The sequence below is a fragment of the Micromonospora sp. NRRL B-16802 genome (assembly GCF_001279555.1).
In the GTDB taxonomy this organism is placed as follows: Bacteria; Actinomycetota; Actinomycetes; order Mycobacteriales; family Micromonosporaceae; genus Micromonospora; species Micromonospora profundi.
Genome location: NZ_LGEB01000001.1, coordinates 220856 through 235560, shown reverse-complemented (window position 1 = coordinate 235560; position 14705 = coordinate 220856). Strand labels below are relative to the sequence as shown.

At 70.4% G+C, this 14705-nt stretch carries 12 protein-coding genes; 9 read left to right on the top strand and 3 right to left on the bottom strand.

The features are described 5' to 3' along the window. Nucleotides 1-9 precede the first annotated feature (9 nt). On the bottom strand, nucleotides 10-1143 hold the full coding sequence (gene dnaN / locus ADK66_RS01110) for a DNA polymerase III subunit beta (protein WP_053651697.1): 1134 nt from the start codon (nucleotides 1141-1143) through the stop codon (nucleotides 10-12). Between the two features lie 828 nt (nucleotides 1144-1971). Next, complete coding sequence (gene dnaA / locus ADK66_RS01105; RefSeq protein ID WP_053652329.1) at nucleotides 1972-3798, bottom strand: chromosomal replication initiator protein DnaA; 1827 nt, start codon at nucleotides 3796-3798, stop codon at nucleotides 1972-1974. 632 nt (nucleotides 3799-4430) lie between these two features. Between dnaA and rpmH the strand changes: the two genes are divergently transcribed. From rpmH to ADK66_RS01065, 9 genes are all read left to right on the top strand, one after another. Then, nucleotides 4431-4568 carry a 50S ribosomal protein L34 gene (gene rpmH / locus ADK66_RS01100; RefSeq protein ID WP_007453904.1) on the top strand — a complete coding sequence of 46 codons (138 nt, stop codon included), beginning with the start codon at nucleotides 4431-4433 and terminating at the stop codon, nucleotides 4566-4568. 34 nt (nucleotides 4569-4602) lie between these two features. Continuing rightward, nucleotides 4603-5019 carry a ribonuclease P protein component gene (gene rnpA / locus ADK66_RS01095; RefSeq protein WP_053651695.1) on the top strand — a complete coding sequence of 139 codons (417 nt, stop codon included), beginning with the start codon at nucleotides 4603-4605 and terminating at the stop codon, nucleotides 5017-5019. A gap of 29 nt (nucleotides 5020-5048) precedes the next feature. Beyond that, the gene (gene yidD, locus ADK66_RS30415) at nucleotides 5049-5312 is read left to right on the top strand and encodes a membrane protein insertion efficiency factor YidD (RefSeq protein WP_209274737.1); all 264 of its coding nucleotides are present in this window, start codon (nucleotides 5049-5051) and stop codon (nucleotides 5310-5312) included. Then, nucleotides 5309-6295: a membrane protein insertase YidC gene (gene yidC, locus ADK66_RS01090; RefSeq protein WP_053651693.1), complete on the top strand. Its 987-nt coding sequence runs from the start codon at nucleotides 5309-5311 to the stop codon at nucleotides 6293-6295. Before yidD ends, yidC begins: the two co-directional genes overlap by 4 nt. Before the next feature lie 211 nt (nucleotides 6296-6506). After that, nucleotides 6507-7118 carry a R3H domain-containing nucleic acid-binding protein gene (locus ADK66_RS01085; protein WP_053651690.1) on the top strand — a complete coding sequence of 204 codons (612 nt, stop codon included), beginning with the start codon at nucleotides 6507-6509 and terminating at the stop codon, nucleotides 7116-7118. Nucleotides 7119-7122: 4 nt separating this feature from the next. Then, the gene (rsmG, locus tag ADK66_RS01080; protein WP_053651688.1) at nucleotides 7123-8031 is read left to right on the top strand and encodes a 16S rRNA (guanine(527)-N(7))-methyltransferase RsmG; all 909 of its coding nucleotides are present in this window, start codon (nucleotides 7123-7125) and stop codon (nucleotides 8029-8031) included. Nucleotides 8032-8501: 470 nt separating this feature from the next. Continuing rightward, nucleotides 8502-9590: a ParA family protein gene (locus tag ADK66_RS32610; RefSeq protein WP_280846146.1), complete on the top strand. Its 1089-nt coding sequence runs from the start codon at nucleotides 8502-8504 to the stop codon at nucleotides 9588-9590. Between the two features lie 27 nt (nucleotides 9591-9617). Continuing rightward, entirely contained in the window at nucleotides 9618-10646 is a 1029-nt protein-coding gene (locus ADK66_RS01070; RefSeq protein ID WP_053651683.1) for a ParB/RepB/Spo0J family partition protein, read from the top strand. Nucleotides 10647-12223: 1577 nt separating this feature from the next. Continuing rightward, on the top strand, nucleotides 12224-13222 hold the full coding sequence (locus tag ADK66_RS01065; RefSeq protein WP_231639859.1) for a hypothetical protein: 999 nt from the start codon (nucleotides 12224-12226) through the stop codon (nucleotides 13220-13222). A 479-nt stretch (nucleotides 13223-13701) separates the two neighbouring features. On the opposite strand, the gene ADK66_RS01060 is transcribed toward ADK66_RS01065, so the two are convergent. After that, nucleotides 13702-14703 carry a D-alanine--D-alanine ligase gene (locus tag ADK66_RS01060; protein ID WP_053651681.1) on the bottom strand — a complete coding sequence of 334 codons (1002 nt, stop codon included), beginning with the start codon at nucleotides 14701-14703 and terminating at the stop codon, nucleotides 13702-13704. Between the last annotated feature and the right edge of the window lie 2 nt (nucleotides 14704-14705).

Sequence of the window (14705 nt, the reverse complement as noted above, 5' to 3'; positions counted from 1 at the left end):
TGGGCGCGATCAGCGGGACACGCGGATCGGCATGATGAGGTACCGGTACCCCGGAATGACCTCGCCATCCTCGCCAGCGGGCGAGATCACCGCGGGTTTGAAGGCGTCGACGAACGAGAGCATGGCGGTCTGGGAACCCAGGTTTGCCAGGCCGTCGATGAGGTACTGGGGGTTGAAACCGATGGTGAGTGCCTCACCGGTGAAGGTGGCCTCCATGGCCTCGCTGGCCCGGGCCTCCTCGGAGCCACCGGCCTCGACCACCAGACCGTCGGCGCTGAAGCTGAGCAGCACCGGGGTGGTCCGCTCGGCGACGAGCGCGACCCGCTTGACCACCTCGATCAGGGTGCTGACCGGCACCCGGGCCTCGGCGTTGTGGGTGGCGGGGAAGAGGGATCGCACCGGTGGGTAGTTGGCGCCGTCGAGCAGGCGGCTGGTGGTGCGTCGGGTGCCTCCGGCGAGACCGACCATGCCCTCACCGGCAGCACCCTGCGCGAGGGCGAGGGTGACCTCGCCACCGATCGGGCCGAGCGCCTTCGCGGTGTCGTTGAGCGTGCGGGCCGGCACCAGCGCGTTGATGCTGACGTCGGGGTCGTCGGGCCGCCACTGGATCTCACGCAGCGCCAGCCGGTACCGGTCCGTGGCGAGCATGGACAGGGTGCTGCCGGAGAGTTCGACCCGGACGCCGGTCATCATCGGCAGCGTCTCGTCGCGGCCGGCGGCGACGGCCACCTGGGCGACGGCGGTGGCGAACGCTGCCGCGTCCACGGTCCCGGCGCTCTGCGGCATCTCGGGAAGCGCGGGGTAGTCCTCCACAGGCATGGTGGGCAGGGTGAACCGGGCGCTGCCGCAGACCAGCTCGAGGTGGGCCCCGACCGCGGCGATGTCCACCGGCTTGGCCGGCAACGCCTTGGTGATCTCGGCGAGCAACCGGCCGGAGACCAGGGCGGCACCGTCGGCGTCACCCTGCACCTCGACGGTGACCTGGCTGGAGACCTCGTAGTCGAACCCGGAAACCCGCAGGTTGCCGTCGGTGACGCGCAGCATCACCCCGGCGAGCACCGGTACGGATGGCCGGTTGGGCAGGCTCTTCGCGGTCCACGCCACGGCCTCGGCGAGCGCGTCGCGCTCCACTCGGAACTTCATCAATGCCTCCGCGTCGACGTCAGCGACAACTCTCTCATGCCGACCGCTGCCTACCGTCCCGCCCGACCGTGCGGGTACCCATCGCACCTTAGGGCGCGGGGGCATCGGCTGTGCGCCCGACCCCATGGATCGTGTCGATGCTGACCGGCCTGTCCGGCAGCGTTCGGCCCGATCCACAGAAAGCCCAACGGTGATGATTGGTTTTTGTTCTCTTAGAAGAGATAACTCATCGTCTTCATCGCACCTGTGCAAACTGTGGAGAACTCAAGTTCGCGCAGCTCAGACAGGTTATCCACCGGTGATTTAGCTGTGGAGAACCCGGGGTACAACCGCCTCGTCTGTCCACAGCCCGGCGACGGCGGGAGGTTGTCCACCGTTGTCCACCGGTTGTCCACCGGTAATCCACCGACTTTCTCCCCATGCCTGTGGACAGCCGGGAAGATCACCATTGTGGTTGTCCCCAGAACCTTCAACAGCCCGTACACAGGTGGACAGGCATCGGTGGATAACCTCGCGGTTGTCCCCAGCCGTCCACAGCGTCGTACACAGGGTTTCTCCACAGCCTGTGGGTAACTGGCGGAGCGCGGACCGTAGTTATCCACTGACGGTGGATAACGAGCTGTGGACAACGAGTGAGCAACGAAGCGGACACGGCGTCGATCCTGTGGTCTGCACCATGTCGAGGGTCAACCCGAGGCCCCTCGCGGGAGACAAAAAGAGCGCGAGTCGGGCGCCTCGGAGACGGGCCGGTGCCCCGGCGCGGACGAAAAGAACGCCCGACCGGATCTCCGGCCGGGCGTGTCCCGGGTACGCGTGCCGCCGTACCCCTCAGGTGTTCTGCTTGATCCGGTTGGTCAGCTCGGCAATCTGGTTGTAGAGCGAGCGGCGCTCGGCCATCTGCTGCCGGATCTTGCGGTCCGCGTGCATGACAGTGGTGTGGTCCCGACCGCCGAACGCCTGCCCGATCCGGGGCAACGACAACTCGGTCAGCTCCCGACAGAGATACATGGCCACCTGGCGGGCGTTGACGAGCACCCGGGAGCGGGACTGGCCGCGCAGGTCCTCCAGGCTCACCCCGAAGTAGTCGGCGGTGGAGACCATGATCTGGTCGGCCGTGATCTCCGGGCCGGCGCCGTCCGGGATGAAGTCCCGCAGCACCTCCTCGGCCAGCGACAGCTCGACGGTCGACCGGGTCAGGCTGGCGAACGCGGTCACCCGGATCAGCGCGCCCTCCAGCTCCCGGATCGAGTTCGACACCCGGGAGGCGATGAACTCCAGTACGTCCGGTGGGGCGTAGAGCCGCTCCTGCGCTGCCTTCTTCTGCAGGATCGCGATCCGCGTCTCCAGGTCCGGAGGCTGGATGTCGGCGAGCAGGCCCCACTCGAAGCGGGTCCGCAGCCGGTCCTCCAGCGTCGCCAACTGCTTCGGCGACCGGTCGGAGGTGATCACGATCTGCTTGTTGGCGTTGTGCAGGGTGTTGAAGGTGTGGAAGAACTCCTCCTGCGTACGCTCGCGGTTCTCCAGGAACTGGATGTCGTCGATCAGCAGGATGTCGACGTCGCGGTAGCGGCGCTGGAACGCACTTGTCTTGTCGTCCCGGAGCGAGTTGATGAAGTCGTTCGTGAACTCCTCGGTCGACACGTACCGCACCGACCGCGCGTTACCGAGCGTCGTGGCGTAGTGGCCGATGGCGTGCAACAGGTGGGTCTTGCCCAACCCGGAGCTGCCGTAGATGAAGAGCGGGTTGTACGCCTTCGCCGGCGACTCGGCCACCGCGACGCTCGCCGCGTGGGCGAAGCGATTCGACGAGCCGATGACGAACGTCTCGAACATGTACTTCGGGTTCAGCCTGTTGCCGCCGGTGTCGGTGCCGGGCAGCCGACGGTCGTCGCGGCCGCCGGCGCGGTGATCCATCCCGCCGCGGCCGGGCCCGCTGTCGGTTCCACCGTCGCGGGGCAGTGGACGGATCACGTGCTGGTCCCGGGGCGACCCGGCGTCCTCGCGGTAGCGGGGCTCGTAGGGCCGGGTGTCAGGGCCCGGCTGATCCTGCCGGGGGGGCTGGTCGTCGTAGCCGCGCCGGTCCGACCCCGCCCGGGGCGGAGACCGCAGCGGCTCCACGAACGCGGCGCTGAACAGCGCCTCCTGCCCGTCGCGGCTGGCCGGAATCAGCCCGGACCGGTGGCCGTCGGCAGCCGGTGCGGGTGGCGGACCGGGCGGCGCCGGCGGTGCGGCGAGGTCGTACCCCGGCTGATGCTGCTCGGGGATGGTGTTGTCGGCCGGCGGTCGTCCGGAGTGCCCGTCGTCGAGGGAACCGGACAGCGGGATCTCGCCGTCGGTCGAGCCTGGCTCCGGTGCGCTGCGGTAGACGGTGCCGGCCGGGCGTCCGGTGGCGTCCTCGGCCACCCGCACCGTCACCGCCACCTGGATGGGCCTGCCGAGCCTGCGGGTCAACGCCTCGGTGATCGCCGGGCGCAGCCGTGACTCGATCACGTCCCGGGTGAACGCGTCCGGAACGGAGAGCAGCGCGGTGTCCTCGACGATCGCCCGTAGCCGGGTCAGCCGGAGGTAGGCGCGCTGCTGGGCGGAGATGATCTCGTCGGCGAGCTCGTCGGTCGCCGCTAACCACACCGCGGCAAGGTCGGTCGTACCGGCCACCGTCGTGCCACCCCCTCGCCTCTGCTCCCGGCCGCCGCTGTCTGCCAGCCGGCCGTCCCGGGCCCGCCCCGTGCGCGGGTGGAACATCACCCACCCGGACGACTGACCAGTGGGTCGTCCACAGGTTATCCACAGCCTGTGTACCGACCGATTGTGGGCCGCCCGGCGGACGCGGGTGCGACCTGCCCCCTGCCTGGCCGGGCGTTGAAGCGGGTTCACCGTGCCGAACGATTCACCGGCGTGTCCGGTCTTGCCTGCGCGCGACGACCGGAGCTTCCGACGCTCACCGCAATCGGGCACGGTAACAGCGTTGTCCCTGCCCCATCAACCGGCGACGCGGCAGCGACCTTGTCGGCATCAGCGAAAACCGCCCCTTCGGCCCCGGGCGCGTCCTCGACGGCGGCGCTGGGCATGTTTGACGGTCATTGCGCCCCTGCGTAGGCTGGAGCGGCTGCTCTCTCGTCCTCTGCTAGGGTGATGGGTGTTTGCTGCCCACGGTCGCATCCCCGCGTCGCCGAGGTCCCGTTCCGCAGGGCAGCACCGATCGGTGGTCACCGTCGAGGTGGCCTGGACCACCCCAGAACCCCGGCGATCCCGTCGCGCGGGGCGCGTACGAATACGGAGAGCCTGACGTGAGCAAGCGCACCTACCAGCCGAACAACCGCCGGCGCGCGAAGACCCACGGCTTCCGGCTGCGCATGCGCACCCGTGCCGGCCGTGCCATCCTGTCGAGCCGTCGCGCCAAGGGTCGTACCACCCTGTCGGCCTGAGCCGACCGGGCGGGTCCGGGGGACGTGGGCAGTCGTGCTGGCCGCTGCGCAGCGACTGCGGCGCAGCACTGACTTCGCCGCAGCGGTTCGCGGTGGCCGACGCGCCGGACGAGGTGCCGTCGTGGTCCACCTGACCGTGCCGGTGACCGCCGACCCCACCACATCGACCTCGCCGAAGCCGGCGCGGGAAACTGGTGCGGAGCAAGCCTCCGTCCCGGCCCGCGCCGGCTTCGTCGTGTCCAAGGCGGTGGGCAACGCGGTCGTCCGCAACAAGGTCCGGCGCCGACTGCGCGCGCTGGTCCGGGAACGACTGGCCGCCTTGCCCACCGGCAGTACCCTGGTCGTCCGGGCGTTGCCCGCAGCAGCCGAGGCGTCATATCCCCGGCTCGCCGCAGACCTGGACGCCGCCGTCGCGGTTGCCCGGTCGCCCCGAGAGAGGCGGTCCCGTTGAGCAGCGACAAGACCGCCGCCGCGTCCCCGATGTCGACCGGTGCCAAGGTGCTGACAGCGCCTATCATCGCGTACCGTCGGTGGATAAGTCCGGCTCTGCCGGCCCGCTGCCGGTTCTACCCGTCGTGCAGTGCGTACGCCCAGGAGGCGGTGTCCACCCACGGCGCGCTCCGGGGAGCCGCGCTGGCGGTCCGGCGGTTGTTGCGCTGCCACCCCTTCCACCCTGGTGGACATGACCCGGTGCCGGAGCCGGGCGGTCGCCGCCGTGCCGATGTGACTGGAGCACCGAATTGAGTCTCGACTGGATCTACTACGCGATTTCGTGGATCCTGCTGACCTGGCACTCCGCCTGGGACGCCATCGGGGTGCCCGTCGGCGCGGTGATCGGCACCAACTTCGCCTGGATCCTGGCCATCGTCTTCCTGGTGGTCACCGTCCGGGTGATCCTGTTCCCGGTCTTCGTCAAGCAGATCAAGTCGCAGCGCGCGATGCAGGCCCTCCAGCCCAAGGTCAAGGAGCTGCAGGAGAAGCACAAGGGTGACCGGGAGACGCTCCAGAAAGAGATGATGGAGCTCTATCGGAAGGAAAAGGCCAACCCGCTGATGGGCTGCCTTCCGATGTTCCTCCAGATCCCCGTGTTCCTCGGTCTCTTCCACGTGCTGCGCCGCCTGGACCCGGCCAAGCAGAGCAAGGACCTCTACGGCTGGACCGCCAGCCAGTTCGACAGCGCGTCCAACGCGAAGATTTTCACCGCCCCGATCGCCGGCAAGTTCGGATCCACCGCCGACGAGCTGACCCGCCTCGGCGCCAACGGCACCACGGTCAAGGTCATCGCCGGTCTGCTGGTCCTGATCATGATCGCGACCACCTACCTGACCAGCCGTCAGATGATCCTCAAGACCGGCTGGGCCGAAGACCCGCAGCAGCGGATGATCCAGCGACTGATGCTCTACGGCATCCCGGCGTCGCTGCTGATCTCCGGCGCGATCTTCCCCATCGGTGTGATCATCTACTGGGTCACGAACAACCTCTTCACCCTCGGCCAGCAGCAGTGGGTGCTGCGCAAGTTCCCCCCGCCGGTGACCGCGAAGAAGACCACCTCTCCCGCCGCCAGCCGCAACCCTGTGCAGCCCGCCAAGTCCGGTGGTCTGTTCGGCCGTGGCAAGTCGACCCCGCCCGCGCCGGTCAAGGCCACCGCCCCCAAGGTGGCCGGTCCGAAGCCGGGCGCCAAGCCGGTGAACCCGAAGAAGAGCCGCCCCGCCAAGCGGCAGGGCTGACCCGTACGGGCCGTCGTCGGACCACCGGCGACGGCCCGTTCCGCACCGTGCAGCCGCCGGATGGCCGGCGCCGGGCGGAACCGGCCGCGCACGACGCGGTCACGGGCGACACTGCCCGTACAGACGTGCCCGCGGGCACCGGCGACCTCCCGCCGGCCCCGGGAAACCAGCGGACCCGACGGTCCGGCCGAGCGAGTACGGAGATGAGACCGTGACCGAGACCAGCATCCCCCGCGTCGAGCAGCACCTGGACGAGGAGGACACCGCGCCTCTCGCAGCAGACGGCGACACCGAGGCCGACGAGTCTGAGGTGGACGACGACGCCCCCGCCGCGGGCGGCCGTGAGAAGAAGGCCGCCGGCGAGGGCGAACTGTTCCGGCAGAGCGAGATCGCGGCGGACTACGTCGAAGGACTGCTGGACATCCTCGACTACGACGGCGACATCGACGAACTGGTCGCCGGTGGCCGGCCGGTGGTCGAGGTGGTCGGTGCCCGACTGCAGAACCTGGTGGGCCAGCGCGGCGCCACCCTGGAGGCGCTTCAGGAGCTGACCCGGCTGGCCATCTTCCGGCAGACCGGGACCCCGAGCCGCCTGCTGCTCGACGTCGGTGGCTACCGAGCGACCCGACGCAAGGAACTCGCCGCCGTGGCCAAGAACGCCGTCGAGAAGGTCAAGGAGTACGGCGAGCCGGTCCGGCTGGAGGCGATGTCCGCATTCGAGCGCAAGTGCGTCCACGACGTCGTCAACGCCATGTCCGGCGTGGCGAGCGAGTCCGAGGGCGTCGAGCCGAACCGTCGCATCGTCGTACGGCCGGCGGACTGACCGGGTGGCCCACGACGACCCCGCGGCTGACGCCGTGACCGGCCCGGGCGGTACGCCGCCCGGGCCGTCCGCTGTCCGGCCCGACACCGATCCGAATAGGTACGACGAGGACGGCGGCACTTCCGCACCGGACGCGCATGTCGGCGACACGTCGTCGGCGGCAGAGTCCGGTGACCGCAGCCCGTCGCCTGCCGACGCGGCACTGCCGCCCGAGTTGGCTCCGGCCGCGCTCACCCTCTTCGGTGATCGGCTCGACCTGGCCGCCGCGTACGCCGAACTGCTGGTGACCGACGGCGTGGTCCGCGGTCTGATCGGCCCTCGGGAGGCACCTCGGATCTGGGACCGCCACCTGCTCAACTGTGCGGCGGTCGCGGAACTGATCCCGGCCAACGCGACGGTGCTCGACGTCGGCTCCGGCGCGGGCCTGCCCGGGATGGTCCTGGCCATCGCACGCCCCGACCTGACCGTCACCTTGATCGAACCGCTCGCCCGACGGACGTCGTTCCTGATCGAGGCCGTCGAACAACTCGGCCTGACCAGGTCGGTGCGGGTGTTCCGGGGACGGGCCGACGAGGCCGCCAGCGGATCGGCCGATCGGTACCCGATCAGCGGAGACGTGGTGACCGCCCGCGCTGTCGCACCTCTGGACCGGCTGGCGACCTGGTGCCTCCCCCTGGCGGTACGCGGTGGACGGCTGCTCGCACTCAAGGGATCGTCCGCCGCGGCGGAGGTCGAGGAGCACGCCGGCGTCGTGGCGCGGCTCGGTGGCGGCGAGGCGGCAGTGCGCCTGTGCGGGGTCGAGGTGATCGACCCGCCGGCCACAGTCGTGGAGATCGTCCGTGAACGCGTTGTCGGCCAACCTCGTCCGGCCGCCAGCAAGCGCGCCCGTGCAGGACGCGCACGCCGCCGCTGATCGTTGCGCCATCGGGCGTCCGGTCAGTGGGTTGCCTCGTTGTACCCGTACGGATGGAACGAGGGAATGAGAACCCGACGTGGACCGGCCGCGCCCGTCCGCCGTAGGCTGACCGCGCGTCGATAGTGTGGAGCGGCCGACGGACGTCGCGGACTCCGACCGCTCCCAAGGGGCCGTACGCCCCGGGGTGCGAGCGCGGGTGCGGGCCAAGTTGACCGAGGCGCGGACCGACCATCCGAAGCGGGCAGGGATGACAGGTGCATGACGACGGCAGGTACGACGATCCACGCGTGACCGGGTCAACCAGCGACCCTGTTTCACGTGAAACCGACTACCCGAGCTGGTCGCCCGGTGCGCCCGGGGCGTCCCCTCCTGCGGAGGGCGGAGATCCGCCGGTGTCGCGGGACGAACCGGCGGGCCAGCCGGCCCCGGTCGAGCCTCCGACGGCTGGTCGTCGGACACCGGAGGGGTTGACCCGACCGGTCAACGCACCCGAGGTGCGGCCGACGTCAGGTCGGCGGAACACGGCTGCGGCGGTGCGCTTCGAGCCTGCGGTGCCGCATCAGCCCACCGCTGCGGCACCCCGGGATGCCGTGGTCGTCCCCGAGGTGCCGACCGAGTCGCCGACGGCGGCCACGTCCGATCCCACGTACGTTTCACGTGAAACCCCGACGCGCGAAGAGGATGACCCACCCTTGGCTATGGAGGCGATGCGCGCCGTGCAGATCCTGAATCCCAGTGGCGAGGTGACAATGCCTCGGCCGGACCGGACCCGGGTCATGTGCGTCGCCAACCAGAAGGGCGGCGTGGGCAAGACCACGACCACTGTCAACCTGGCGGTGGCTCTCGCCCTGCACGGCAACCGGGTGCTCGTGGTCGACCTCGACCCGCAGGGCAATGCCTCGACGGGCCTCAACGTTCCGCACCACACCGGCGTTCCCGACGTCTACGACTGCCTCATCAACAGCGTGCCGCTGTCCGAGGTGGCGCAGGCGGTCGAGGGGATCCCGAACCTCTGGTGCGTACCGGCCACCATCGACCTCGCCGGCGCGGAGATCGAGCTGGTGTCGGTGGTGGCGCGGGAGTCGCGCCTCGACCGGGCCATCACCGCCTACCCGGGCCAGTTCGACTACGTCTTCATCGACTGCCCGCCCTCGCTCGGACTGCTCACTGTCAACGCCCTGGTCGCCGCGCAGGAGGTGTTGATCCCGATCCAGTGCGAGTACTACGCCCTGGAGGGGCTCAACCAGCTGATCAACAACATCAACCTGGTACGCCAACACCTCAACCCGAAGCTCGACGTCTCCACCATCCTGCTGACCATGTACGACCGGCGTACCCGGCTGGCGGACGCGGTGGAGCAGGACGTGCGGAACCACTTCGGCGACAAGGTTCTCCAGGCCGTCATTCCCCGCAACGTCCGGGTCTCCGAGGCGCCCAGCTACGGCCAGTCGGTGATGACCTACGATCCCGGTTCGCGGGGCGCGACAAGTTACTTCGAGGCAGCCCAGGAGATCGCCGAGCGGGGCGTCAAGGAGCCGGTGGGCCGGAATGCGTAGTGCGGACAAGTTGCTGGGAGGCTTGGCATGAAGAACCGTCCTCGGGGCGGTCTGGGACGGGGCCTTGGGGCGCTCATCCCGACCGGGCCGGTGCCAGGTGCCGCTGGCACCGTGACGGCCGAGCCGGAGAACGGGCATGTGGACGTCGACGTGGACGACGGTGCGGCGACCTCGGCCGTACCGGCTGCGCCTGTCAGCGTGCCGGCCCACCAGCCGGAGTCCACTCTCAGTCCGGTGCCGGGCGCCCGGTTCGCCGAAATCCCGGTCGACGCGATCCTGCCGAACCCGAAGCAGCCCCGCCAGGTCTTCGACGAGGAGGCGCTTGAGGAGCTGAAGACCTCGATCCAGGAGGTCGGCTTCCTTCAGCCCATCGTCGTCCGGCAGCTCGACGACGAGAAGTACGAGCTGGTGATGGGTGAGCGGCGTTGGCGTGCCGCCCAGGCGGTCGGGCGGGACAGCATCCCGGCCATCGTCCGGGACACCCGCGACGACGCCATGCTCCGCGACGCGCTGCTGGAGAACATCCACCGGGCCAACCTGAACCCGCTCGAAGAGGCCGCCGCCTACCAGCAGCTGCTTGAGGAGTTCGGGGCCACCCACGAGGAGCTGGCTCGCCGGATCGGCCGCAGCCGCCCACAGATCTCAAACACCATCCGCCTGTTGAACCTGCCGGCGCAGGTGCAGCGCCGGGTGGCGGCGGGTATCCTCTCCGCCGGCCACGCCCGCGCACTCCTGAGCCTCGACGACCCGGAGGCCCAGGAGCAGTTGGCGCTGCGAATCGTGGCCGAAGGACTGTCGGTGCGAGCCACCGAAGAGGTCGTCGCGCTGGCGCTGAACGACGGGCCCGCGAAGACGCAGGCGGCGAAGCGCCGAGCGAAGCCGCACGCACCCGCCCTGTCGGACCTGGCCGACCGGTTGTCCGACCGCTTCGACACCCGGGTGAAGGTCGACATCGGCCGGAGCAAGGGCAAGATCACGATCGAGTTCGCCACGGTGGACGACCTGGAGCGGATCGTCGGGATCATCGGAGTGCAGCAGGAAGGTTCCGGCGACTGATCGCGCTTCCCCTGCGGCCGCGCTTCCCCCGGGTAGCGCGGCCGTCCTGCGTCTGGGCCCGTTTCACGTGAAACAGACGCGTGGCCCTGCGCGTCGGTTGGGGGCGTAGCATCGCTCGGCTGCTCGGCTGCTCGGCTGCTCGGCTGCTCGGCTGCTCGGCTGCTCGGCCCCTTCCGCGTCACCTTGGTCGCTGTGGTTGCCGCCTCGGCTGCGCCGTCCTAGCTTTGGGCACCGCCCCGACTCAGCGCGCTCTGCCATGGCGTCCAGCGTCGTGTCGCTCTTCCCGGGCCGCCCCGGCTCTGCGTGCCCGGCCCCCGCCCCGCCGCCCAGCCCCGGCTTTGCGTGCCCGGCCCCGCCCGCCACCCGCGCCGCCCGGCCCCGCCCGCCACCCGCCTCGCCCCGCGCGCCCGCGCTGCCTCACCGGGTCGCCCTGCGCGTTGCGTCACCGGAGGGCGCGCCCCGGGACAGCCCTGGGCCGCCTCACGCCGCCTCGCGCGTCCTGGCGGTCCTGCCGCAAGGACGCGCGAGGCGGAACGGGGGCGCCCGCCCGCATGAAGCTCAGAACGGAGTTGACCTCTGCGGCTCTAAGGGCGCTCAGCGACACGTGCCGTACCCGAGGTGCTCGGAGAGGGCGGGGAGCCGGCAGCGGCCCGCTGAGAGGGCGCGCGAGGCGTCCGCTCGCCGTCTCAGGATCTACGTATGGCCGGAGGGGCCATAGCGCGGGCGTTTCACGTGAAACGGCGCCACCTCGACCGATGATCGACTCGCGTTCACGGAAATCGAGGTGTCTCATCGCCGGTGACACCCCGATTTCATGGAACCCGAGTCGATCAAGCGCGATGCCCGCCGACTACCCCGACTACCCCGACTACCCCGACCACCGCCGGCCCACGTCGGCGGTCTGCCTGACGAAGGGCACGCCATACCGCTGAGAGCCGTCGTCGAGAGCTTCGGCCGCACAGACGGGCATGGGCCCGCGCCAGCCCACAGCCCCAGTGGAAGCCACGCACCTCCGAGAGCCACGCACCTGCGAGAGCCACGCACCTGCGAGAGCCACGCACCTGCGAGAGCCACGCACCTGCGAGAGCCACGCACCTAGCCGATCCCCGGCCAGAAGCCACCGCCGCGATAGAGGCCACCGTTGCCGGAAGGCCCTCCGCCGCCGCCGCAAGGAGCCCTCAAACCTGTGGACGGCGCCACGGCCGGTCCGCCGCTTTAACGGCAGAGCCGAACCTGACTCGGCGCCCCTCAAGCGACCTGGCGTGACCGTCGTCCGCGACTCCATCGAAACGTCGTCTGAGCCGGCTCACCGCAGCCCGACCGCAACGACCGAGCGGTGGAAAAGTTATCCACACCCTTTGTCCACAGGCACCCCCCGTTTCACGTGAAACACCGCGTGGACGCGGGTGTCGGCCTGTGGATGACGGCCTGTGTTCGCCGTCTCGGCAGCCTGTGGATATCGCTTTGGCGGGGTGTTGGCGTCGGGTCGGCCGATCGACGCGAGGCACTGATCTGGACGGCCCGGACCGATCAAACAAGTAGGGACATGGGTGCCAGACTCGGTTAGGGTCAGCTTCGTGCACGACACCCCTCCCTCAGTCCCGGACTTCACCCAGTGGCCTTCGTTCCCCTTCGAAGGTGATCTCCGTGTGAAGCAGCTCGACGAACCGGTCCCGGTCGAACCGCCACGCAAGGGCGAGGGCCTCCGGGAATGCACCGCCTGCAACGCTCCCGACGACGCGTACATCTGGGTGGGAGAGCGGTGGCGGGTACGCGCCATGGATCGCCCCACCGGTCTGCCCATGGTGCTCATCCTGGAGTCGCGGACCCACCTCGATCTGGGCGATCTACCGAATCTGCTCGCCGCCGAACTCGGGGTGATGACAGTTCGCCTGGAACGTGCAATCCGGTCGCTGGACGGGGTGGCGCGGGTGCACGTCAACCGTTGGGGCGACGGCTCCGCTCACCTGCACATGTGGTTCTTGGCCCGCCCGTACGGCCGGCTGCAGTTGCGGGGAACCTTCCTGTCGCTGTGGGACTCGATCCTGCCGCCGATCTCCGAGGATCAGTGGCGGGAAAATCTGGCGCTCGTCGCCGCCTGGCTCGCTGAGTTCGGCGGTCGGCCGCTGGCGGAGCCGCCCCGAATCCAGTGGCAGGCACCATCGAGCCTGCTGGCCCAGTCCGAAGCCGCGCACGCCGCTGCGGCCCAAGAGGAGGCCGTCTCGGTGATCGAGGCGGCAGAGGAGATCCCGGAGCCGGCAAACGAGGAAAGCCCCGCCGCCGACCTCGCGGACGGCGATGGGGACGACGGGGTGCCCTCCGTCACCGATCCGGCCGCGACCGACATCGACCCGCCATCCGCGCCCACTGTCGCCGCCGGCCACCTAGCCCGGGAGCAAGCAACCGGGTCAGCCGAGCGAGCGGTCAGCCCGGCCGGCTCAGCCGAGCGAGCAGCCGGCCCAGCCGTGCACGCGCTCCGCCCGACCGAGCGAGCAGTCGGCCCAGCGGCCGAACAGAACGCCGAGCAAGACCCCGAGGCAGCACCCGGCCCCGGAGCCACGCCCCCGACCGCTTGAGTCACGCCCGCGACTGCACAAGCCACGCCCGCAGCCGCACGGGGCCACGCCCGCAGCCGCACGGGGCCACGCCCGCAGCCGCACGGGCCGCGCCTGCGGCTGCGCCAGACGCGATGGACGCCGCCGCCCCAACCAGCACACCCCACTCGGCGTGCAATCCGCCCACTGATCGTCGGCCTGCCGAGCCACGCCCACGACTGCATGAACCACGCCCACGACCGCGCCAGACGCGACGGACGATGTCGCCGCACCGACGAGCACACCCGAGCCGACCGACCATCCGCCCACTGCCGACCTGTCAGCCGGGCGGCGGCACCACACCCGTCCACCTCACGCGCAGATCGGCAGCTCGTCGTCCGCGGCCACCCGCTCCGGTCCGGGTGGCCGGGGTACGTAGCCGCACTCCTTGGCGACAATCGCCTCCACGAAGCTCAGCGCTGCCCACCCCGGCCCGGGTCCGCCACGTGCCGTGTAACGGGTCAGGATGCGCGCTGGGCAGCGGTGCGGCTGACAAGCGAGCCGAGGAGCCGACCGAAGTCCAGACCGGCGGCCTGGACGGCGAGCGGCAGCAGTGACGTCTCGGTCATGCCGGGCGAGACGTTGACCTCCAGCACGTGTGGCTGACCGGCGGCGTCCACGATCACGTCGACCCGGGACAGGTCCCGGAGGCCGAGCGCGGTGTGCGCGGCGAGGGCCACGTCGGCCACTGCGGCGGCCACCTCCGGCTCCAGCCGGGCCGGGGCGTGCCAGGTGGTCCGGCCGGCGGTGTAACGAGCGGCGTAGTCGTAGACACCGTTACGCGGCACGATCTCGACCGGCGGCAGCGCCTGCGGCCCGTCACCCAGATCGACAACGGAGACCGCCACGTCCTTGCCGGCCACGTACCGCTCGACGAGCGCCGTCGAGTGGTACGCGAAGCAACCGACCATCGCGGCCGGGAGTGACGCGGCGTCCCGGACCACAGCGGCGCCCAGACCCGACCCGCCCTGCGCCGGCTTGACCATCAGGGGCAGACCCAACCGGTCGACGATGCGGTCCAGGACGGCGACCGCACCCAGTTCGGAGAAGCGGTCGTGTGGCAGTGCCACCCAGTCCGGGGTGGGGATGCCCGCTTCGCGGAGCACTGCTTTGGCGGACGGCTTGTCCCAGGCGAGCCGCGAGGCGCGGGCGTCGCAGCCGACGTACGGGATGCCGCACAGGTCGAGGACTCCCCGCAGGGAGCCGTCTTCGCCACTCGCCCCGTGCAGAGCGATCACGACGGCGTCCGGTGGGTCGGCGGCGAGGGCGGGCAGGAGCGCCACGTCGGCGTCCCGCAGCTCTGCCTCGACCCCGACGGCACGCAGGGCGTCGATCACCCGGCGACCGGAGCGCAGCGAAACGTCACGTTCGTAGGAGAGGCCGCCGGCGAGTACGAGCACCCGCAGGTCGGCCGCGACAGCGGAGTTGGTCACGGCGAGGCGCTCGACAGCGGTCGTACCCATTG

Bases quoted from the DNA above. Each gene is read 5' to 3' on its own strand.
- yidD (WP_209274737.1), top strand. From the start codon at position 5,049: ATGTCGACCGGTGCCAAGGTGCTGACAGCGCCTATCATCGCGTACCGT.
- ADK66_RS01070 (WP_053651683.1), top strand. From the start codon at position 9,618: ATGAAGAACCGTCCTCGGGGCGGTCTGGGACGGGGCCTTGGGGCGCTC.
- ADK66_RS01060 (WP_053651681.1), bottom strand. From the start codon at position 14,703: ATGGGTACGACCGCTGTCGAGCGCCTCGCCGTGACCAACTCCGCTGTC.
- dnaN (WP_053651697.1), bottom strand. From the start codon at position 1,143: ATGAAGTTCCGAGTGGAGCGCGACGCGCTCGCCGAGGCCGTGGCGTGG.